This window comes from Streptomyces polyrhachis, from assembly GCF_042663125.1.
In the GTDB taxonomy this organism is placed as follows: Bacteria; Actinomycetota; Actinomycetes; order Streptomycetales; family Streptomycetaceae; genus Streptomyces; species Streptomyces polyrhachii.
This window is the reverse complement of sequence record NZ_JBHSZO010000012.1, coordinates 54,137-73,115: the sequence shown is the minus strand read 5'-3', so window position 1 is coordinate 73,115 and position 18,979 is coordinate 54,137. Positions and strand designations below refer to the sequence as shown.

Annotated in this window: 16 protein-coding genes and 1 pseudogene; 8 read left to right on the top strand and 9 right to left on the bottom strand. The window is 74.3% G+C overall.

Going from position 1 to position 18,979, the window contains the following annotated elements:
• Window positions 1–373 precede the first annotated feature (373 nt).
• From ACFQLX_RS10105 to ACFQLX_RS10095, 3 genes are read left to right on the top strand one after another with little or no spacing between them, the layout of a single operon-like run.
• The gene (locus ACFQLX_RS10105; protein WP_386413881.1) at window positions 374–1,300 is read left to right on the top strand and encodes an FAD binding domain-containing protein; all 927 of its coding nucleotides are present in this window, start codon (window positions 374–376) and stop codon (window positions 1,298–1,300) included.
• The gene (locus ACFQLX_RS10100) at window positions 1,297–2,745 is read left to right on the top strand and encodes a (2Fe-2S)-binding protein (RefSeq protein ID WP_386413880.1); all 1,449 of its coding nucleotides are present in this window, start codon (window positions 1,297–1,299) and stop codon (window positions 2,743–2,745) included. The genes ACFQLX_RS10105 and ACFQLX_RS10100 overlap by 4 nt, the downstream gene beginning before the upstream one ends.
• A complete protein-coding gene (locus ACFQLX_RS10095) occupies window positions 2,742–5,075 on the top strand; it encodes a xanthine dehydrogenase family protein molybdopterin-binding subunit (protein ID WP_386413879.1) in 2,334 nt (777 codons plus the stop codon). The genes ACFQLX_RS10100 and ACFQLX_RS10095 overlap by 4 nt, the downstream gene beginning before the upstream one ends.
• A gap of 52 nt (window positions 5,076–5,127) precedes the next feature.
• Here the strand turns inward: ACFQLX_RS10095 and ACFQLX_RS10090 are convergent.
• Together ACFQLX_RS10090 and hppD are read right to left on the bottom strand one after the other, a co-directional pair.
• Window positions 5,128–5,889 (bottom strand): annotated as a pseudogene (locus ACFQLX_RS10090) (DsbA family oxidoreductase); the annotation flags it as partial.
• 95 nt (window positions 5,890–5,984) lie between these two features.
• Window positions 5,985–7,130 carry a 4-hydroxyphenylpyruvate dioxygenase gene (hppD, locus tag ACFQLX_RS10085; protein ID WP_386413878.1) on the bottom strand — a complete coding sequence of 382 codons (1,146 nt, stop codon included), beginning with the start codon at window positions 7,128–7,130 and terminating at the stop codon, window positions 5,985–5,987.
• Between the two features lie 130 nt (window positions 7,131–7,260).
• Here hppD and ACFQLX_RS10080 point away from each other — a divergent pair, with 130 nt between their 5' ends.
• From ACFQLX_RS10080 to ACFQLX_RS10070, 3 genes are all read left to right on the top strand, one after another.
• The gene (locus ACFQLX_RS10080) at window positions 7,261–7,746 is read left to right on the top strand and encodes an Lrp/AsnC family transcriptional regulator (RefSeq protein ID WP_386413877.1); all 486 of its coding nucleotides are present in this window, start codon (window positions 7,261–7,263) and stop codon (window positions 7,744–7,746) included.
• Between the two features lie 88 nt (window positions 7,747–7,834).
• Window positions 7,835–8,422 (top strand): ArsR/SmtB family transcription factor, encoded by a 588-nt coding sequence (locus ACFQLX_RS10075; protein ID WP_386413876.1) that lies wholly within the window; start codon window positions 7,835–7,837, stop codon window positions 8,420–8,422.
• Entirely contained in the window at window positions 8,419–9,702 is a 1,284-nt protein-coding gene (locus tag ACFQLX_RS10070; RefSeq protein ID WP_386413875.1) for an MFS transporter, read from the top strand. Before ACFQLX_RS10075 ends, ACFQLX_RS10070 begins: the two co-directional genes overlap by 4 nt.
• 45 nt (window positions 9,703–9,747) lie before the next feature.
• On the opposite strand, the gene ACFQLX_RS10065 is transcribed toward ACFQLX_RS10070, so the two are convergent.
• The 6 genes from ACFQLX_RS10065 to ACFQLX_RS10040 form a co-directional block, all read right to left on the bottom strand.
• Entirely contained in the window at window positions 9,748–10,527 is a 780-nt protein-coding gene (locus ACFQLX_RS10065) for a S16 family serine protease (protein WP_386413874.1), read from the bottom strand.
• 43 nt (window positions 10,528–10,570) lie between these two features.
• A complete protein-coding gene (locus tag ACFQLX_RS10060; protein WP_386413873.1) occupies window positions 10,571–11,230 on the bottom strand; it encodes an IclR family transcriptional regulator in 660 nt (219 codons plus the stop codon).
• Window positions 11,231–11,439: 209 nt separating this feature from the next.
• Complete coding sequence (locus ACFQLX_RS10055) at window positions 11,440–13,224, bottom strand: DEAD/DEAH box helicase (protein ID WP_386413872.1); 1,785 nt, start codon at window positions 13,222–13,224, stop codon at window positions 11,440–11,442.
• Window positions 13,225–13,354: 130 nt separating this feature from the next.
• Complete coding sequence (locus ACFQLX_RS10050; RefSeq protein ID WP_386413871.1) at window positions 13,355–13,753, bottom strand: type II toxin-antitoxin system death-on-curing family toxin; 399 nt, start codon at window positions 13,751–13,753, stop codon at window positions 13,355–13,357.
• Entirely contained in the window at window positions 13,750–13,950 is a 201-nt protein-coding gene (locus ACFQLX_RS10045) for a ribbon-helix-helix protein, CopG family (protein ID WP_386413870.1), read from the bottom strand. The genes ACFQLX_RS10050 and ACFQLX_RS10045 overlap by 4 nt, the downstream gene beginning before the upstream one ends.
• 25 nt (window positions 13,951–13,975) lie before the next feature.
• Entirely contained in the window at window positions 13,976–15,466 is a 1,491-nt protein-coding gene (locus ACFQLX_RS10040) for an MFS transporter (RefSeq protein ID WP_386413869.1), read from the bottom strand.
• A 144-nt stretch (window positions 15,467–15,610) separates the two neighbouring features.
• Between ACFQLX_RS10040 and ACFQLX_RS10035 the strand changes: the two genes are divergently transcribed.
• On the top strand, window positions 15,611–16,978 hold the full coding sequence (locus ACFQLX_RS10035; protein WP_386413868.1) for an FAD-binding oxidoreductase: 1,368 nt from the start codon (window positions 15,611–15,613) through the stop codon (window positions 16,976–16,978).
• 16 nt (window positions 16,979–16,994) lie between these two features.
• On the opposite strand, the gene ACFQLX_RS10030 is transcribed toward ACFQLX_RS10035, so the two are convergent.
• Window positions 16,995–17,477, bottom strand: coding sequence for an SsgA family sporulation/cell division regulator (locus ACFQLX_RS10030; protein WP_386413867.1), 483 nt, complete (start codon window positions 17,475–17,477; stop codon window positions 16,995–16,997).
• 252 nt (window positions 17,478–17,729) lie between these two features.
• On the opposite strand from ACFQLX_RS10030, the gene ACFQLX_RS10025 reads away from it, so the two are divergent.
• On the top strand, window positions 17,730–18,977 hold the full coding sequence (locus ACFQLX_RS10025; protein WP_386413865.1) for an RDD family protein: 1,248 nt from the start codon (window positions 17,730–17,732) through the stop codon (window positions 18,975–18,977).
• Window positions 18,978–18,979: the final 2 nt, after the last annotated feature.

Here is an 18,979-nt window from a genome sequence, read left to right as displayed (position 1 = left end):
TGTCCTTTTCCGGGACGGGTCCGGACCGTTCTGGGTCGGGAGTGGTCGGAAGTGACAATCGCCACTCGGCGTTTCTCACTGATCCCGGGCATAGCAGCAGGATCGGGAGCAGAGGTACGCTCGGTCTTCCTCGGACCACCCGGACGTTTCGGCTGCCGGGCCGTCCGCGCCGGACGTCCGCCGCGGTGTTCTCGTGACGTGTGAAGGGCTTCCGGAGAGTGTGCGACAGTAGGCCCAGTCCAGCCCGCCGCCCGGTCGGGGGAGTGTTCCGGAGCAGGCTCGCGGACAGCTCGTCGGGGGCGCGTCGGACGGCACGTCGGGCAACACGTCGGGCAACAAGAGCATTCGGGGACTTGCAGAAGGGGCTGCCGAGTTGACCGCTCACGCACCGCAGACCGCGGGGCAGAGGCAGACGGTGCTGTTGCCGGACTCGATCGACGAGGCCGTGGCGGCTCTGCTCAGTACGCCCGCCGCCATCCCGGTCGCCGGCGGCACGGACCTGATGGCCGCCATCAACGCCGGCCAGCTGCGCCCCTCCGCTCTCGTCGGCCTCGGCCGGATCAACGAGATCCGCGGCTGGCACTACCAGGACGGCCACGCCCTCCTCGGCGCCGGCCTCACCCACGCCCGCATGGGCCGCCCCGACTTCGCCGCCCTCATCCCCGCCCTCGCCGCCGCGGCCCGCGCCGCCGGCACCCCGCAGATCCGCAACGCCGGCACCCTCGGCGGCAACATCGGCACCGCGGACCGTACGGGCGACGCGCTGCCGGTGCTGGTCGCCCTGGAGGCGACCGTGGTCATCGCCGGCCCGCAGGGCGCGCTGCGCGAGGTGCCCGCCTCGCATCTGCTGGGCGGCCTGGACCGGTTGCGCGCCGGCGAGCTGATCGGCTTCGTACGGGCCCCCCTGCTGCACGCCCCCCAGGTCTTCCTCAAGGCCACCGGACGCACCGGCCCCGGCCGTGCGACCGCCTCCGTCGCCCTGGTGCTCGACCCCGCCCGCCGCGGGGTGCGCTGTGCCGTGGGCGCGGTGGGACCGGCGCCGATGCGGCCGCTGGAGGTCGAGGCGTGGGTGGCCTCGCTGATCGACTGGGACGGCGAGCGCACCCTGGCGCCCGAGGCGCTGGCCGCCTTCGGCGACTACGTCGCCGCCGCCTGCATCCCCGACCCTCCCGCCACCTCCGCCACGGACGCGGCGGGGACGCCGGGGGACGCCGCCCCCGCCCTGTCGTCGGGTGCGCTGCACCTGCGGCGCACGGTGTCGGTCCTGGCCCGCCGCGCACTCGGAAGGGCGCTCTCATGAGCCCGCAGAACGAGGGCTGGCAGCCGCTGCCGCCCTCCGGTGACTTCGACCCCGAGGCCACCGGTTTCGTCCAGATGCCGTCCGGCGGCTGGGACGCCCACTTCGCCCAGGACGAGGACGCCCCCCAGGCCCCCGGCGCGCACCCCCTGGCCGCCCCCGGCCACGGCTTCGTCCCGCCGCCGATAGCGGCGGCCTCCACCGACCCGGCGGAGACCACCTCCTTCCGCGTACCGGACTTCAGCTCGCCGCCCGACGCCGTGCACACGGGGGAGACCGGCACCTGGACCCTCACCACCGGCGAGGCCAAGCACCCCGCCGACGGCGAGGCCTCGCGCACCCAGGGCCAGATCAGCGCCTGGACGCAGGTCGCCGGCGGGGACACCGCCGCCGACGCGGCCCGCCCCACCTCCGAGGGCGCGGCGATGCGCCGCGGCCTGAGCGCCTCGGCCGCGGGGGGCCCGGCGCCCGCCGGTGCGCAGACCGGCGAGTACCAACTCCTGCCCGAGGGCGCCCCGTTCGGTGACGGCCGGGCCCCCGGCGACTGGACCGTCTCCGGCGAGGGCACGAGCGGGCACCACTGGCCCTCCCCGGTCGCCCCGGCCGAGGACGAGTCCGGTGAGTACGCGATCAACCCCGGCGAGGTCGCGCACGCCTTCGCCGAGGACACCGCCGCCCCCGTCGCCGCCGAGGCCGCGGAGCCCGTACGGGAGGAGGACGGCGGGGCGGCGGACGAGCGGCCCGACGGCCCCGGCACCGCCGACCCCGCCGGCCTCCAGGACCTTCCGGACCTCCCCGACGAGCACCCCCGCGTCTCCTACGTCCTGCGCGTCAACGAGGCCGACCGCCCCGTCACCGACGCCTGGATCGGCGAATCCCTCCTGTACGTGCTGCGCGAGCGCCTCGGCCTCGCCGGCGCCAAGGACGGCTGCGCCCAGGGCGAGTGCGGGGCCTGCAGCGTCAAGGTCGACGGCCGCCTGGTCGCCTCCTGCCTGGTCCCCGCCGCCACCGCGGCCGGCTCGGAGATCCGTACCAGCGAGGGACTGGCCCGGGACGGCCTGCCCTCCGACGTGCAGCGCGCGCTGGCCGCCTCCGGCGCCGTGCAGTGCGGCTTCTGCATCCCCGGCCTGTCGATGACCGTGCACGACCTGCTGGAGGGCAACCACACCCCCAGCGACCGCGAGACCCGCCAGGCGCTCTGCGGGAACCTCTGCCGCTGCACCGGCTACCAGGGCGTCCTGACGGCCGTCCAGGAGGTCATCGCCCAGCGCCGCTCCCCCGAGCAGGACGCCGGATCCGAGGCGCACATCCCGCAGCAGGCCGGGCCCGTCCGCCAGGAGTCGGCCCCCGAGTTCGGAGCCGGCCCGGTGGCGGCCTCGGCGGGTCCGGGCGACCCGCCGATGCCGCCGCCGCGCCGCCCCGGTGAGCAGGAAGGCCCGAGCGCGTGACGGAGCCCACCACCACCGCGACCCCGCCGCACGGCACGCCCGTCGAGGGCGGCGCCCCGCGCGGCATCGGCGCCTCGGTCCCCGCGCTGGATGTCCGCGCCAAGACCGAGGGCACCTTCCCCTACGCCGCCGACCTGTGGGCGGAGGGGCTGCTCTGGGCGGCGATCCACCGCTCGCCGCACGCGCACGCCCGGATCGTCTCCATCGACACCTCCCTGGCCGAGGAGATGCCGGGGGTACGGGCCGTCGTCACGCACGCCGACGTCCCCGCCGAGGCGCTGCACGGCCGCCGGGTGGCCGACCGCCCGGTCTTCGCCCGCGACGTCGTACGCCACCACGGCGAGCCGATCGCCGCCGTCGCCGCCGACCATCCGGACGCCGCCCGCCTCGCCGCCGCCGCGATCATGGTCGAGTACGAGCTGCTGGAGCCGGTCACCGACCCGCAGGCCGCCTTCGAGGCCGAGCCGCTGCACCCCGACGGCAACCTCATCCGCCACATCCCGCTGCGCTTCGGCGACCCGGAGGCGAGCGGCGAGGTCGTGGTCGAGGGCCTGTACCGCATCGGCCGCCAGGACCCCGCCCCCATCGGCGCCGAGGCCGGCCTCGCCGTGCCCCGCCCCGACGGCGGCGTGGAGCTGTACGCCGCCTCCACCGACCCGCACGCCGACCGCGATCTGGCCGCCGCCTGCTTCGGGCTCGCCCCCGAGCAGGTCAAGGTCGTCGTCACGGGCGTCCCCGGCGCCACGGCCGACCGCGACGACCCCGGCATGCAGCTGCCGCTCGGCCTGCTCGCGCTGCGCACCGGCACCCCGGTGAAGCTGACGGCCACCCGCGAGGACTCCTTCCTCGGCCACGCCCACCGCCACCCCACGCTGCTGCGCTACCGCCACCACGCCGACGCCGCGGGCACGTTGGTGAAGGTCGAGGCGCAGATCCTGCTGGACGCCGGCGCCTACGCCGACTCCTCCGCCGAGGTCCTGGCCGCCGCCGTCGCCTTCGCCTGCGGTCCGTACGTCGTGCCGCACGCCTTCGTCGAGGGCTGGGCGGTGCGGACGAACAACCCGCCGTCGGGGCACATGCGCGGCGAGGGCGCGCTGCAGGTCTGCGCCGCCTACGAGGGGCAGATGGACAAGCTGGCCGCGAAGCTGGGGATGGACCCGGCCGAGCTGCGGCTGCGCAACGCGATGGCGACCGGCGACCTGCTGCCCACCGGCCAGACCGTCACCTGCCCGGCGCCGGTCGCCGAGCTGCTCACCGCGGTGCGCGGGGCCCCGCTGCCGCCGCTGCCCAAGGACCTCCCGCAGGAGGAGTGGCTGCTGCCCGGCGGCCCCGAGGGCGCGGGCGAGCCCGGCGCGGTGCGGCGCGGGGTGGGCTACGCGCTGGGCATGGTGCACATGCTGGGCGCGGAGGGCGCCGACGAGGTCTCCACCGCGACGGTGCGGGTGGACGGCGCCGGTCCCACCACCGCCACCACCGCCACCGTGATGTGCGCGGCCGTCGACACCGGCCAGGGATTCGCCACGCTCGCCCGGCAGGTCGTGCAGGAGGTGCTGGGCATCGACGAGGTGCACGTGGCCTCCGTCGACACCGACCAGCCCCCGGCCGGACCGGCGGCGCGCGGCCGGCACACCTGGGTCTCGGCGGGGGCGGTGGAGCGGGCGGCCAAGATGGTCCGTACCCAGCTGCTGCAGCCCCTGGCGCAGAAGTTCGGGATGAGCACCGAGCTGCTCTCCCTCGCCGACGGCAAGATCACCTCCTACGACGGGGTGCTCTCCACCACGGTCGCCGAGGCCCTCGGCGGCAAGGAGCTGTGGGCCACCGCGCAGTGCCGCCCGCACCCGACCGAGCCGCTGGACGAGGCCGGCCAGGGCGACGCCTTCGTCGGCCTGGCGTTCTGCGCGATCCGCGCGGTGGTCGACGTGGACGTGGAGCTGGGCACGATCCGGGTGGTGGAGATGGCCGTCGCCCAGGACGTCGGCAAGGTCCTCAACCCGGCCCAGCTGGCGGTCCGTATCGAGGCCGGCGTCACGCAGGGCGTGGGCGCGGCGCTGATGGAGAACCTCCGCACGGTCGACGGCATCGTCCGCCACCCCGACCTGACCGGCTACACGCTGCCCACCGCGCTGGACGCCCCGGCGGTGCGGATCGTGAAGCTGGTCGAGGAGCGCGACGTGGTGGCGCCCTTCGGCGCGAAGGCGGCGGGCGCGGTGCCGGTGGTGACCTCCCCGGCGGCGGTCGCGGCGGCGGTCCGCGCGGCGACCGGCCGCCCGGTCAACCGCCTGCCGATCCGCCCCCAGTCGGCGATCCTCCTGCCTGCTTCGCAGGGCTGACGGGAAAGGGCGCGGACACCGGCCGGTGTCCGCGCCCCGTACCACGCCGCCCCTACACCGGGTCGGACCCTGCCTGGCAGCATCCGTCGGGGCCGCAGGTCTCGCCCGGGGTGTCGTCGGTCAGCAGCTGGACCTGGGGGGTGCGCGACTCCCACGCCTGCTCCAGTGCCTGGCGGAAGACCTCCGGCGGCTGGGCGCCCGAGACGCCCAGGCGTCCGTCGAAGACGAAGAACGGCACCCCCGTGATGCCCAGGGCCTGCGCCTCCTGCTCGTCGCCGCGCACCTCGGCCGCGTAGGCGGCGGGGTCGGCCAGCACGGCCGCCACCTCGGCCGCGGGGAGCCCCGCCTCCGCGCCCAGGCTGATCAGGGTCTCGGGGGCGAAGACGGACTCCTCGCCGGCGAAGTTGGCGCGCAGCACCAGGTCGAGGAGCTCGTCGCCCTTGCCGCGGGTCTTGGCGTAGTGCAGCAGCCGGTGGATGTCGAAGGAGTTCGCCGAGTCGCGGCCCTCGACCACGTACGGCAGCTCCGACTCGTGGGCGGCGTCGGCGACGCGCTGCTCCGCCGCGAGGGCCTGCTCGGGGGTGAGGTCGTACTTCTTCGCCAGCAGCGGCAGGACGTCCCGGGGCTCCTTGGGCGCGTCCGGGTCCAGCTCGAAGGACCTGAACTCCACCTCGACACCGTCCCCGTGGCCGAACTCCTTCAGCCCCTCCTGGAAGCGGGCCTTGCCCACGTAGCACCAGGGGCAGTTGACGTCGCTCCAGACCTGGACCTTCACGGGCGCACCCGACCTTCCGGCGGCGGGGCGGTCCCGGCGACCGGCCCCTGCTGCCTCCCAGTGTGGCGAGGCGGGGCCGGTCGCGGCGACGCGGGCTGCCCCATCCGGAGCAGTACGCGGGTGGTGTGCGGCGGTCAGAGGTTGCCGCGGCGCTCCTGCTCGCGCTCGATGGCCTCGAAGAGGGCCTTGAAGTTGCCCTTGCCGAAGCCCAGCGAGCCGTGGCGCTCGATCATCTCGAAGAAGACGGTCGGGCGGTCCTGCACCGGCTTGGTGAAGATCTGCAGCAGGTAGCCGTCCTCGTCGCGGTCGGCGAGGATCTTCAGCTCGCGCAGCTCGTCGAGGGGTACGCGGGTGTCGCCGACCCACTCGCCGAGGGTGTCGTAGTACGTGTCGGGCACGTCCAGGAACTCCACGCCGGCCGCGCGCATGGTGCGTACGGTCGAGACGATGTCGTTGGTGGCCAGCGCGATGTGCTGGACGCCGGGGCCGCCGTAGAACTCCAGGTACTCGTCGATCTGCGACTTCTTCTTCGCGATCGCCGGCTCGTTGATCGGGAACTTGACCTTGCGCTTGCCGTCGGCGACGACCTTGGACATGAGCGCGGAGTACTCGGTGGCGATGTCGTCGCCCACGAACTCCTTCATGTTGGTGAAGCCCATGACCTTGTTGTAGAAGGCCACCCACTCGTTCATCATGCCGAGTTCGACGTTGCCGACGCAGTGGTCGACCGCCTGGAAGGTGCGCTTGGCGGGCGGCGCGACGATCGGCTCGGCGGCGGTGAAGCCCGGCAGGTAGACGCCGTCGTAGTCCTTGCGCTCGACCAGGGTGTGGCGGGTGTCGCCGTAGGTGGCGATGGCGGCCAGGACGACCGTGCCGTGCTCGTCCGCCAGTTCGTACGGCTCCACGAGGCCGGTGGCGCCCAGGGCCACGGCGTGCGCGTAGGCGGCGCGGGCGTCGGGGACCTCGATGGCCAGGTCGACCACGCCGTCGCCGTGGTGGGCGACGTGCTCCGCCAGGCGCTTGCCCTCGTCGGTGGCGGCCTTGATGACGGAGGTCAGGACGAAGCGGGCGCCGCCGTTGGTGAGCACGTAGGAGGCGGTCTCGCGGTTGCCGTTCTCCGGCCCGCAGTAGGCGACGAGCTTCATGCCGAAGGCCGAGGAGTAGTAGTGGGCGGCCTGCTTGGCGTTGCCGACGGCGAACACCACGGCGTCCATGCCCTTCACCGGGAAGGGGTCGTCCTGCCGGGGGGTGAGGGGCGCGTTGTCCAGGGTCTCAGTCATGGTCGAAGCGTCTCGCGGGTCCACAGGGTGTGCAATAGTTCGCCGCCCCACTGGGCATTCTGTACAGTCGAACGGCCGACTGCGGTGCGTATCTGTGCACCCTGACCAGGGTGGCGGAGGGGAGTGCGGGATGGGGATCGACGAACTGGACGGGCGGCTGCTCGCCCTGCTGGCCACCGAGCCCCGGATCGGGGTGATGGAGGCGTCCCGGCGGCTCGGGGTGGCGCGCGGCACGGTGCAGGCGCGGCTGGACCGGCTGCAGGGCGGCGGCGTCATCCGGGGCTTCGGCCCGGACGTGGACCCGGCGGCCCTCGGCTACCCGGTGACGGCCTTCGCCACGCTGGAGATCAGCCAGGGCCAGGGCGCGGACGTACGGGCCCATCTGGCCACCGTGCCGGAGGTGCTGGAGCTGCACACGATCACGGGCCGCGGCGACATGCTCTGCCGGCTGGTCGCCCGCTCCAACGCGGACCTGCAGCGGGTGATCGACAAGGTGGTGGCCTTCGACGGCATCGTGCGCGCCTCGACGGCGATCGTGATGGAGAACCCGGTGCCGCTGCGGATCGTGCCGCTGGTGCGGCAGGCGGCGGGGCTGGCGGGGGAGCAACTCCCGTAACCCGTCCGGCAGTTCCGCAAAGAAGCTCTGCAAAGAGATTCTGCAAAACATCTATGCAAAGAGTCTTTGCATCTTCTACGGTACGGGCATGCCTCCTCCCACGCCCAAGCGCCTCCACCAACTCGACCCCAAGTCCCTGCGCGCCCTCGCCCACCCCCTGCGGATGCGCCTGCTCGCCGCCCTGCGCCAGTACGGCCCCGCCACCGCCTCCCGACTCGGCGAGCGCCTGGGCGAGTCCAGCGGCTCCACCAGCTACCACCTGCGCCAGCTCGCCGCCGCCGGACTGATCGAGGACGACCCCGAGCACGGCACGGGCCGCGAGCGCTGGTGGCGGCCCGCCCACCACGGACTGAAGATCGAGAACATCGACGAGTTCCTGAACAGCGCCGACCCCGAGGTACGCGGGGCGATGACCACCTACCTGCACGAGATCGCCGCCGAGCACACCCTTGAGGTCGGCACCGCCCTGGCCGCGATGCACTCCTGGCCCAAGGAGTGGCAGACCCGCTGGACGCTCAGCGACCTCAAGGTCACCCTCACCCCCGAGCTGGCGAAGGAGCTGTACGACCGCCTCATCGAGGTCGTCCGCAGCTACGAGGACCGCGTCCCGGCGGACGCCGAGCACGCCCGCAAGGTCCGCATCCACCTGCACGGATTCCCCCAGGAGACCGAATGAGTACGCAGCCGGGCCGCGACCGCCGCCCGCTCGCCGCCCTGCTCACCGCCGGCGTCGTCTCCGCCACCGGCAGCTCGATGAGCCTGATCGCCGTGCCGTGGTTCGTCTTCGACACCACCGGCAGCGCCGCGAAGACGGGCCTGGTCGCCTTCTGCGAGGGCGTGCCCATGGTGCTCGCGGCGCTGCTCGGCGGCCCGCTCATCGACCGGACGGGCCGGCGCCGGATGAGCGTGCTGTGCGACACGGTGAGCGCGGCGGCGATCGGGCTGATACCGCTGCTGCACTACACCGGGGTGCTGAGCTTCTGGATGATCTGCGCGACCGTCGCGGTGATGGGGCTGTGCGGCTCGCCCGGGGAGACGGCGCGCGGCGTGCTCGTCCCGCACCTGTCGGAGCGGGCCGGGATCACGGTGGCGAAGGGCGCCGGCTACTACGAGAGCGCCCGCCAGCTCGCCCGCCTCCTCGGCGCCCCCCTGGCCGGGGTGCTGATCGCCTTCCTGGACGCGCCGTCCGTGCTGGTCCTGGACGCGGTGTCCTTCCTGGTGGCGGCCCTGCTCATCGGCGCCGGCCTGCGCACGCTGGCCGTCGCGGCCCCGGTGCGCGACGCCCCCGCCTTCAACGCCCGTGTCTACCGGGCGGAGTTGCGCGAGGGCTTCGCCTTCCTGCGCCGTACGCGCCTGCTGCTGGGCATCGTGCTGATGGTGATGGCGACCAACGCCCTCAACAACGGCTGGGCTGTCGTCCTGCTGCCCCTGCACGCCCGCCAGGACCTCGGCGGCTCGGTGGACCTGGGCATCATCTCCGGCATCGCGGCCGCCGGTTCGGTGGCCGGGGCGCTGCTCTACGGCCGGGTCGCCCACCGCTTCCCGCGCTGGCCGGTCTACACGGCGGCCTTCCTCGTCTGCGGCGCCCCCCGCTTCGTCCTGGCCGCGCTGGTGCCCGAACTCGCCCCGCTCGCCGTGATGATGGCGTTCTCCGGCTTCGCGGCGGGGACGCTCAACCCGGTGCTCGGGCCGGTGATCTACGAGACGGTCCCGGAGGAGCTGCGCAGCCGCGTCGGCAGCGTCACCACCGCCGGCGTGCTCTCCGCCATCCCGATCGGCGTGCTCGGCAGCGGTCTGCTCACCGGCGCCGCGGGCCTGGACACCGCACTGTGGGTACTCGGCGGGATCTACCTCGCGGTGACCGCCTGCCCGCTGGTCTTCCCGGTCTGGCGCACGATGGACCGCAGACCCCCGGCGGACGCGCAGGTCCGCAAGGAACGGGTCGCCGCCTCCTGACGGGCGCGGGCGGGGGCGCGGGCAGGCGGCAGGGCGGCGGCGGGATCAGCAGGCCGGCACCCTGCCGCCCGCCCGCAGCGCCTCCAGCGAGCGCACCGCGTCGTCCAGGGTCTCCACCGGGACCAGGCGCAGCCCCTTCGGCAGATGGGCGCCCGCCTCGGCGCACTCCGCCCTCGGGACGAGGAAGACCGTCGCCCCGTCCCGCCGCGCGGCCTGCGTCTTCAGCGGCACGCCCCCGACCGCACCGACCCTCCCGGCATCGTCGATGGTGCCCGTGCCCGCGATGGCCGCACCGCCCGCCAGGTCCTCGCGGGAGAGCTTGTCGACGATGCCCAGGGAGAACAGCAACCCCGCGCTGGGACCGCCCACATCGGCCAGCCGCAACCGGACCCTCACCCGCTCCGGGTCCAGCTTCAGGTGGGCCAGCGCGGCGGTGGCGGCGGCGCTCTGCGACTCCCGCATCGTCGCCGCGTTGTGCTCGCGGATCTCGCGCACCGAGTCGCCGACCGGGTAGACCGAGTCGCGCGGCAGCACGGCCTCGTCCGCCGCCAGCCAGCTGCGCGCCACATCGCCCAGGCGCACCGTGGCGTCCGGCGAGGTCGCGCTGATCGTCGTCATCCGCAGCTGGCCGCCCGTCGGGTACGTGCGCGCGCCCTCGATCGTGATCACCGGCTTGCCGCCGTCCCTGCCCAGCACGTCCGTCGTGGAGCCGGGCAGCGCGATGGAGTACGGCAGCGGCGCCAGCACGGCCGCCGCGATCAGGGCGAGCGGCGGCAGCGCACTGAGCGCGAGGAGAGCGGGCCGGGGGAGGGGAAGTGTGCGCACGGGGGCCAATCTACTGGGCGGCGGCTACGGGCCCCGTACGGCCTCAGCGCAGTGCCTGGGCGACCTCGCGGGCCGCGTCCACGACCCTGGTGCCCACCTGCTCGGGTATGGACGCGGCGAGCATGACCACGCCCACGCTGCCCTCGATGCCCGTGATGCCGAGCAGGGGGGCGGCGGCGCCGCTCGCGCCGGGCTGCAGCTCGCCGTGGGTGAGGGCGTAGCCGGCGGCGGCGTCCTCGCCGGTGGCGCCGGCGCCCAGGCCGCGGCCGTTGAGGATGGCGCGGCCCGCCGCGCCCTGGTCCAGCGGATGGCGGAAGCCGGCGCGGTAGGCCACGTGGTAGTCGGTCCAGCTCGGCTCGACCACGGCCACCGCGAGCGCCTCGCTGCCGTCGACCAGCGTCAGGTGCGCGGTGGCGCCCACCTCCTCGGCGAGCGCCCGCAGCGTGGGCAGCGCCGCCTCCCGTACCAGCGGGTGCACCTGGCGGCCCAGCCGCAGCACGCCCAGGCCGACGCGGGCCCGGCCGCCGACGTCGCGGCGCACCAGCGTGTGCTGCTCCAGGGTGGCGAGCAGCCGGTAGACGACGGTGCGGTTGACGCCCAGCTTCCCGGCCAGCTCGGTCACGGTCAGCCCGTGGTCGGTGTCGGCCAGGAGCTTCAGCACACGCAGCCCTCGATCGAGGGTCTGGGAGGTCTCCGCGGTCAACGCCGCCTCCTCGGGGTCTGGCGGCTGTTCCCGGGGGCCTTGCCGCCGGGGACAGGGCCCGGCGCGCTCTGCGGCGTGCAGGGGGCGCGTGCGTGAGGCGCCGGGGCGGCGCTTCGTGTCGGGAAACCTAGCGAGCCGCACCGCTCAGCGGAAGACCCCGTCCAGAATCCGGGCGGAATATGCCCGACGGGCCTGCTTCCGCCCCTGTTTCACCGCACCCGCGTCGCCCACTCCTGCACCTTCGCGATGCGCTGGCGGATCTGCCCCGCCGTCGCCTCCGCGCTCGGCGGCCCCCCGCAGCTGCGGCGCAGCTCGGTGTGGATCACGCCGTGCGGCTTGCCGCTCTGGTGGACGTACGCCCCCACCAGCGAGTTGAGCTTCTTGCGCAGCTCCAGCAGCTCCTTGTGCGTGACCACCGGACGGCGCTCGGCGGGCAGTTCGACCAGATCGGCCTCCGCGTCGGGCCGCTTCCTGCTGTGCGCGATCTGCCGGGCCTGGCGCTTCTGCAGCAGCATCTGCACCTGGTCGGGCTCCAGCAGCCCGGGGATGCCGAGGTAGTCCTGCTCCTCCTCGCTGCCGGGGTGCGCCTGCATGCCGAACTCGGCGCCCTCGTAGAGCACCCGGTCGAAGACCGCGTCGGAGCCGAGCGCCTCGAAGGGCAGCGTGTCCTGCTCGCCGGTGTCCTCGTCCTGCTGGCGCTCCGCCTCCGCCAGCTCCTTCTCGGACTCGGCGTAGGGGTCCTCCTCGGTGTCCTTCTTCGGCTTGTCGAGGGCGTGGTCGCGCTCGACCTCCATCTCGTGCGCGAACTGCAGCAGGCCCGGAATCGTCGGCAGGAAGACCGACGCCGTCTCACCGCGCCGCCGCGACCGTACGAAACGACCCACCGCCTGCGCGAAGAACAGCGGGGTGGAGATGGTCGTGGCGTAGACGCCGACGGCCAGCCGCGGGATGTCGACGCCCTCGGAGACCATCCGCACCGCGACCATCCAGCGGTCCCGGCTCTCGCGGAAGCCGTCGATGCGCTCGGAGGCGCCGGTGTCGTCGGAGAGCACGACCGTGGCGGCGTCGCCGGTGATCTCGCGGATGAGCTTGGCGTACGCGCGGGCGGAGTCCTGGTCGGAGGCGATGACCAGGCCGCCCGCGTCGGGGATGCCCTTGCGGACCTCGCTCAGGCGCCGGTCGGCGGCGCGCAGCACGCTGGGCATCCACTCGCCGTGCGGGTCCAGCGCGGTGCGCCACGCCTGGGAGACGGCGTCCTTGGTCATCGGCTCGCCGAGCTTCGCCTCGATCTCGTCGCCGGCCTTCGTACGCCAGCGCATGTTTCCGCTGTACGACATGAAGATCACCGGGCGGACCACGTGGTCGGCGAGGGCGTGGCCGTAGCCGTAGGTGTAGTCGGCCGAGGAGCGGCGGATGCCCTCGCGGTCCTCCGCGTAGGTGACGAAGGGGATCGGGTTGGTGTCCGAGCGGAACGGCGTACCGGTCAGCGCCAGGCGCCGGGCGGCCGGCTCGAACGCCTCCAGGCACGCCTCGCCCCAGGAGCGCGAGTCGCCGGCGTGGTGGATCTCGTCCAGGATGACGAGCGTCTTGCGCTGCTCGCAGCGGTTGCGGTGGAGCATCGGGCGCACGCCGACGCCGGCGTAGGTCACCGCGACGCCGTGGTACTCGCGGCTCAGCGGGCCCGAGCTGTACTCCGGGTCCAGGCGGATGCCCACCCGGGCGCCGGCCTCGGCCCACTGCTTCTTCAGGTGCTCGGTCGGCGCGACGACGGTGACCTGCTGCACGACGTGGTGGTGCAGCAGCCAGCTGGCCAGCGTCAGCGCGAAGGTCGTCTTGCCGGCGCCGGGGGTGGCGACGGCGAGGAAGTCGCGGGGCTGCTCGGCGAGATAGGCGTCCATCGCGCCCTGCTGCCAGGCGCGGAGCTTCCCGGCGGTGCCCCAGGGGGCGCGGCCGGGGAAGGCCGGGGACAGGTGGTGCGAGGTGGCGGTACTCACGGTCTCCGGGGCGGGTCGGGGGCACGGGCGCGGCACCCGGGGATCCGGGCCGCCAACCGCGTCAGCCTACCGGGGCGCGGGGCCCCGCTCCGGAGGTATCACCGGGAGGCGCCCGCGAGTGGGAGCATCCTCACAACGCGGTGGCGTGCTCGTCGCGCAGGGCGCGGAGGGCGTCCGCGATCGGCTTGACCTCGCTCATGGTGCCGGTGGCCACTGCCAGTACGAGCTGCTCGGCGGCGTCGATGTCGGGGTGCAGCAGTACTCCGTTGATGCGCAGGAAGACGGTGCACGACAGCCATGCGGTGCGCTTGTTGCCGTCGACCAGGGGGTGGTTGATGGCGAGGGACTGCAGCAGGGCCGCGGCCTTGTCGAAGAGGTCCGCGTACGCCTCCTGCCCGAACATCGCAGCCGACGGCCGATGGGCGGCCGACTCAAGGAGGCCGATGTCGCGGACCGCGACCTGCATGTCGCCGCATGCGTGCGCGGCGACGGCCAGAACGTCCTCGGCGGTGAGGTAGATGACCGTCACTTCAGCCGCTCCATCAGCTCGTGCCACTTGGCCGCTTCCTGGATGGCCGTCTCGCGGATCATCGACTCCCGTGCGTTCTTCGCCAGGTAGTCGTCCACTGCCCGGAGCACTATGGCGTGCATGCTGCGGCCTTCCAGTTCGGCCTGCTTCCGCAGCGCCTCGGCGCGTTCGTCGTCCAGTCGAAGGTTCATAGCCATACCAAAACGGTACCACGATATGGGGTCACGGTGATACCGGATTGGCCCGCGTTCGGCCCTTGCCCGCTTCCCGAGGCGCCAGCCGCCCCGCGAGGCCCGCGCCCGCCAGGGCGACCAGCGCCATCGGCGCGAAGACCGCCGCGAACGCCCACGGACGGTCCGCCGCCCCCGCCGCCGCGTCGTGCGCGGCCCCCGCGCCGCCCAGCGCCGCGAAGACCACCCCCGCCAGCGCCAGCAGCACCACGCTCGACAGGCTGTCGGAGAGCTGCAGCGCCGCGGAGTTCGTGCCCTGCTCCTGCGGCGGCGACAGCTTCAGCAGCAGCACGCTCGTCGCCGCGATGGCGAGCCCCATCCCGAAGCAGCCCACCAGCCACGCCCCCGCGATGAGCGCCAGCGGCGGCACCGCCTCCACCAGCGCCAGCGGCGCCGCCGCGATGGCGAGCGCCGCCATGGCCATCCCCAGCCGCACGAGGGCGACGCGGTGCGCGTCCAGCCGGGGCCGCGCCTGCACCCACGAGCCCAGCGCCCACGCCGCGCCGCCCACCGCCATCGACAGGCCGGCCGCCGTCACCGACAGCCCGCGCTGCGTCACCAGCATCAGCGGGATGAAGGACTCCGCCGCGATGAAGGACCCCGCGGCGATCCCGCGCATCAGCACCACCGCCGGCAGCCCGCGCGCCGCGAGGTACGTACCGCGCGGCAGCAGCCCCCGTACCGCCGGTACGAGCAGTGCGACCCCCGCCAGCGCAGGCAGCAGCGAGAGCCAGCGCACGTCCTGCGCCCCGTACTGCACGAGCCCCGCCCCCGCCGCGATCCCGAACGCCAGCCGGATGCGCCGGCGGTCCGGGGCGGGGACGTTCGAGGGGTCCGCCGGCCCGTTCGCCGTGCGGCGGATCGCCGGCAGCGCCATCGCCAGCGGCAGCAGCACCAGCGGCGGCAGCCCGAGGAACACCCAGCGCCAGCCCAGCTGCTCGGTCACCGTGCCCGCCGCCAGCGGGCCCACCACGGAGGGCACCACCCACGCCGCCGCGAAGGACGCCACCACCGGCGGACGCAGCCGCTCCGGATAGGCCCGGCCCACCACCACGTACAGCGCCACGATGTCCAGCCCGCCGCCGAAGCCCTGCACCGCGCGGCCGAGCACGAACACCCACATCTCCTGGGCCGTACCGGAGACCACCAGCCCCGCGACGAAGCAGGCGATGCCCGTGGTGAGCGGACGCAGCGGCCCGGCGCGGTCGCACCACTGGCCGCAGACGACCATGGCGAGCAGCGAGGTGGTGAAGTACGCGGAGAACGCGAAGGCGTAGAGCCCGACCCCGTCCAGGGTCCGCGCCGCCGCCGGCATCGCCGTGCCCACCGCCGTCGCCTCGAAGGCGATCAGCAGCACCACGGTCACGATCCCCAGGGTCAGCGCCCGGTACGGGCGGCCGAGCACCCCCGGCTCGCGGGCCGCGGGGGAGGGGGACGGGTCGATCCGCGCAGGAGTGCCCTGATCGGCGGCTATGTCGGTCATAGGCGTCAGCGTAAGGGGTGAAGTGCGGGGTGACTCCTGAGCCCGGGAGGGAATCCGTCTCGGCCATTCGTCTTAGGTCCTGCCGGGAGTTCCCCGCCCCCGCAGCCCCTTCCGATGATCGCCGGAACGCGGTTCACTGGCCGTATGGCCGATCTCATTGCCGCACTGCGCGAAGGACTCGACGACTCCGCGGTCCTCACCGACCCCCAGGTGACCGCCGCCTACGCCAACGACATGGCGAGCTTCTGCCCCGCCGGGGCCCCGGCCGTCGTGGTCCTGCCGCGCACGGTGGAGGAGGTCCAGCACGTGATGCGCACCGCCACCGCGCTGCGCGTCCCCGTCGTCCCGCAGGGCGCCCGCTCCGGGCTCTCCGGCGCCGCCAACGCCTCCGAGGGCTGCATCGTGCTCTCCCTCGTCAAGATGAACCGCGTTCTGGAGGTCAACGCCGTCGACCGCTACGCCGTCGTCGAGCCCGGCGTGATCAACGCCGACCTCGCCCGCGCGGTCGCCGAGCACGGCCTGTCCTACCCGCCGGACCCCTCCAGCTGGGAGATGTGCACCATCGGCGGCAACATCGGTACCGGCTCCGGCGGACTGTGCTGCGTGAAGTACGGCGTCACGGCCGAGTACGTCCTGGGCCTGGACGTCGTCCTCGCCGACGGCCGCCTGCTGACCACCGGCCGCCGCACCGCCAAGGGCGTCGCCGGCTACGACCTCACCCGCCTCTTCGTCGGCTCCGAGGGCAGCCTCGGCATCGTCGTACGGGCCGTGCTGGCGCTCAAGCCCACCCCGCCGCCCGCGCTGGCGCTGGCCGCGGAGTTCCCCTCGACGGCCGCCGCCTGCGAGGCGGTCTGCGCGATCATGGCCGGCGGCCATGTCCCGGCGCTGCTGGAGCTGATGGACAACACCACGCTCAAGGCCGTCAACGCGATGACCGGCATGGGCCTGCCCGAGTCCACCGAGGCCCTCCTCCTGGCCTCCTTCGACACCCCTGACCCGGCCGCCGACCTCGCCGCCCTGGGCGAGCTGTGCACGGCCGCGGGCGCCACCGCCGTCGTCCCCGCCGACGACGCGGCGGAGTCGGAGCTGCTGCTCGCCGGGCGCCGCGCCACCCTGGTGGCGATGGAGAAGGTGAAGGGCACCACGATGATCGACGACGTCTGCGTGCCCCGCTCCCGCCTCGCCGAACTCATCGACGGGGTCGCCGAGATCGCCGCCCGCCACGACCTCGTCATCGGAGTCGTCGCCCACGCCGGCGACGGCAACACCCACCCCACGGTCTGCTTCGACGCTTCCGACGAAGGCGAGTGCGCGCGCGCCAGGGCCTCCTTCGACGAGATCATGGCCCTCGGCCTGGAGCTGGGCGGCACGATCACCGGCGAGCACGGCGTGGGCGTCCTGAAGAAGGAGTGGCTGGCGCGGGAGCTCGGCCCGGTGGGCATGGAGCTCCAGCGCGCGATCCGCGAGGTCTTCGACCCCCTCGGACTGCTGAACCCGGGGAAGCTCTTCTGAGGGCTCCTCAATTCGCTCAGTTCGCCCCCGACTCGTCCGAGGGCCACGGGTCCGAGAGCCACAGGTCGTCGCACGCCTCGCGGACGGTCGGGGCCAGCAGCTTGGCCAGCGCGTCGTCCAGGCCCAGGCGCTCCACCTCCGTCCCCGGCGGCACCAGGCGCATCGTCCGCTCCAGCCACGCCGAGACCGCCGCGGCCGGGGCCTCCATCAGCGCGTCGCCGTCGGGGGAGGTGAGCGCCATGCAGATGACGTTCTGCCCGGCGACCTTCGTCGGCCAGATCCGCACGTCGCCGTGGCCGCAGGGCCGGAAGACGCCCTCGACCAGCAGCTCGCGGGCGAACGTCCAGTTCACCGGCGCGGCGGAGCCGACGTGGAAGGTGATGTGCACGGCGTAGGGGTCGTCGCTCCGGTAGGCCAGCTTCGCCGGAACGGAGATGCTGCGCTCCGGCGAGAGCACCAGCTTCAGGTCCAGGAAGCGTTCCACCTCGGTGTGCTGCATGGGGCCCTTCTCCTTCTGTCTGTACGTGATCCGTCCGTACGCGGGCAGGCGGTATCCGCACCGCTGCCAGGAGAGAGGCACTTGCACGCCGGTTCTTACGCGGGTTTCAAAAGTTTTTTCCGCGACCTTCCACGCGACCTTCGACGGGCCCTCCCGAGCCGCGTCAGGCGTGCGTGCGCACCCTCAGCACTTCGGGGGTTTACGGGTCAAGTAGGCCCAACAGAGCGTGATTCGACGGTTACTGTGTGCGCCATGAGTGCCCCGACTCCTCCTGCTCGCCCCATCACCCCCGTCGCCCCCGTTACTCCCACCGGCCCGGGCGTCCCCGGGCCCGGGTACTACCCGGACCCCTCGATCCCCGGCTACATCCGGTACTGGAACGGCGCGGCCTGGGTCCCCGGGACGAGCCGCCCGCTGCCCGAGGGCGGCCTGCCGCCCGTCGCCGCGGTCCCGCCGCCCGGCCACGCCGCCGCGCTCGCCCCGTCCGTCGCGGGGCCGCCACCGCCCGCGGCGCCGGTCGCGGAGGAGACCGGGCCCGTCTTCTTCGACGAGCTGCCCACGGGCGAGCAGCCGGCCGCCTGGCAGCCGATCCCCACCCAGCAGGACGCCCCGGCGGTGCGGCAGACGGAGAGCGGCGGGGTCCGCATCCTCAACCGCGCGGACCGCGGCCTCGCCCCGGCGCCCGCCCAGCCGCAGGCGGAGCCCAAGCCGCAGCCGGACGAGGCCCGTACCCCCGACCCGGCCGCGCCCGCGCGCCCCGCCACCCGGCCGCGCGAGTCCCGTACCGCCAAGGCCGCCGCCGAGGCGGCAGCGGTCGCCGCCGACCTCGCGGCCCGATCCGCCCAACCCGCGCCCGAACGCGCGACCGAGCGCCGGCGCCCGACCCCGAGCCCCGCCCAGGCCCCGGCCGGCGACCAGGCCCAGCCCCCCGCCCAGGCCCCCCTCCCCGCAGTCCCCCCGCAGGCCGGCGAGCGCCCCGTCACCGAGCGGGGGGCCAAGCGCCCCGCCCGCCCCCGCCCGGCCGCCCCCGCCCCCCTCGGCGCCCGCCTCGCCGCGCGGCTGATCGACCTGGTGGTGACCGCCGCCCTCTCCCTCCCGCTCGCGCTGCCCCTCGCCCTGCGCTCCGCCGAGCACCTCGACCGCAAGATCGAGGCGGCCCGCGACTCGGGCCGCACCGTCCACGTCTGGCTGATCGACGGCACCACGGGCCCGTACCTCGCCCTCTTCGCCACGGTCCTGCTGCTCTTCGGCCTGCTCTACGAGGCGCTGCCCACCGCGACCTGGGGCCGCACCCTGGGCAAGAAGCTCTGCGGGCTGCGGGTCGTGGACGTACGCACCCAGCGCCCCCCGTCGCTGACGGCCGCCGGGAAGCGCTGGCTGACGATGTTCCTGACCTGCCTGCCGCTGGTCGGCCTCGCGGGCCTGCTGCGCGGGCTGTACGACCGCCCGCGCCGCCAGTGCTGGCACGACCGCGCGGCGGGGACGTACGTGGCGCGCTGATC

What these genes read in the sequence shown, in the direction of transcription:
- ACFQLX_RS10030 (WP_386413867.1), bottom strand. Translation starts at nt 17,477, where the DNA reads ATGCAGCACACCGAGGTGGAACGCTTCCTGGACCTGAAGCTGGTGCTC.
- ACFQLX_RS10080 (WP_386413877.1), top strand. Translation starts at nt 7,261, where the DNA reads ATGGGGATCGACGAACTGGACGGGCGGCTGCTCGCCCTGCTGGCCACC.
- ACFQLX_RS10100 (WP_386413880.1), top strand. Translation starts at nt 1,297, where the DNA reads ATGAGCCCGCAGAACGAGGGCTGGCAGCCGCTGCCGCCCTCCGGTGAC.
- hppD (WP_386413878.1), bottom strand. Translation starts at nt 7,130, where the DNA reads ATGACTGAGACCCTGGACAACGCGCCCCTCACCCCCCGGCAGGACGAC.
- ACFQLX_RS10025 (WP_386413865.1), top strand. Translation starts at nt 17,730, where the DNA reads ATGAGTGCCCCGACTCCTCCTGCTCGCCCCATCACCCCCGTCGCCCCC.
- ACFQLX_RS10075 (WP_386413876.1), top strand. Translation starts at nt 7,835, where the DNA reads ATGCCTCCTCCCACGCCCAAGCGCCTCCACCAACTCGACCCCAAGTCC.
- ACFQLX_RS10070 (WP_386413875.1), top strand. Translation starts at nt 8,419, where the DNA reads ATGAGTACGCAGCCGGGCCGCGACCGCCGCCCGCTCGCCGCCCTGCTC.
- ACFQLX_RS10035 (WP_386413868.1), top strand. Translation starts at nt 15,611, where the DNA reads ATGGCCGATCTCATTGCCGCACTGCGCGAAGGACTCGACGACTCCGCG.
- ACFQLX_RS10040 (WP_386413869.1), bottom strand. Translation starts at nt 15,466, where the DNA reads ATGACCGACATAGCCGCCGATCAGGGCACTCCTGCGCGGATCGACCCG.
- ACFQLX_RS10045 (WP_386413870.1), bottom strand. Translation starts at nt 13,950, where the DNA reads ATGGCTATGAACCTTCGACTGGACGACGAACGCGCCGAGGCGCTGCGG.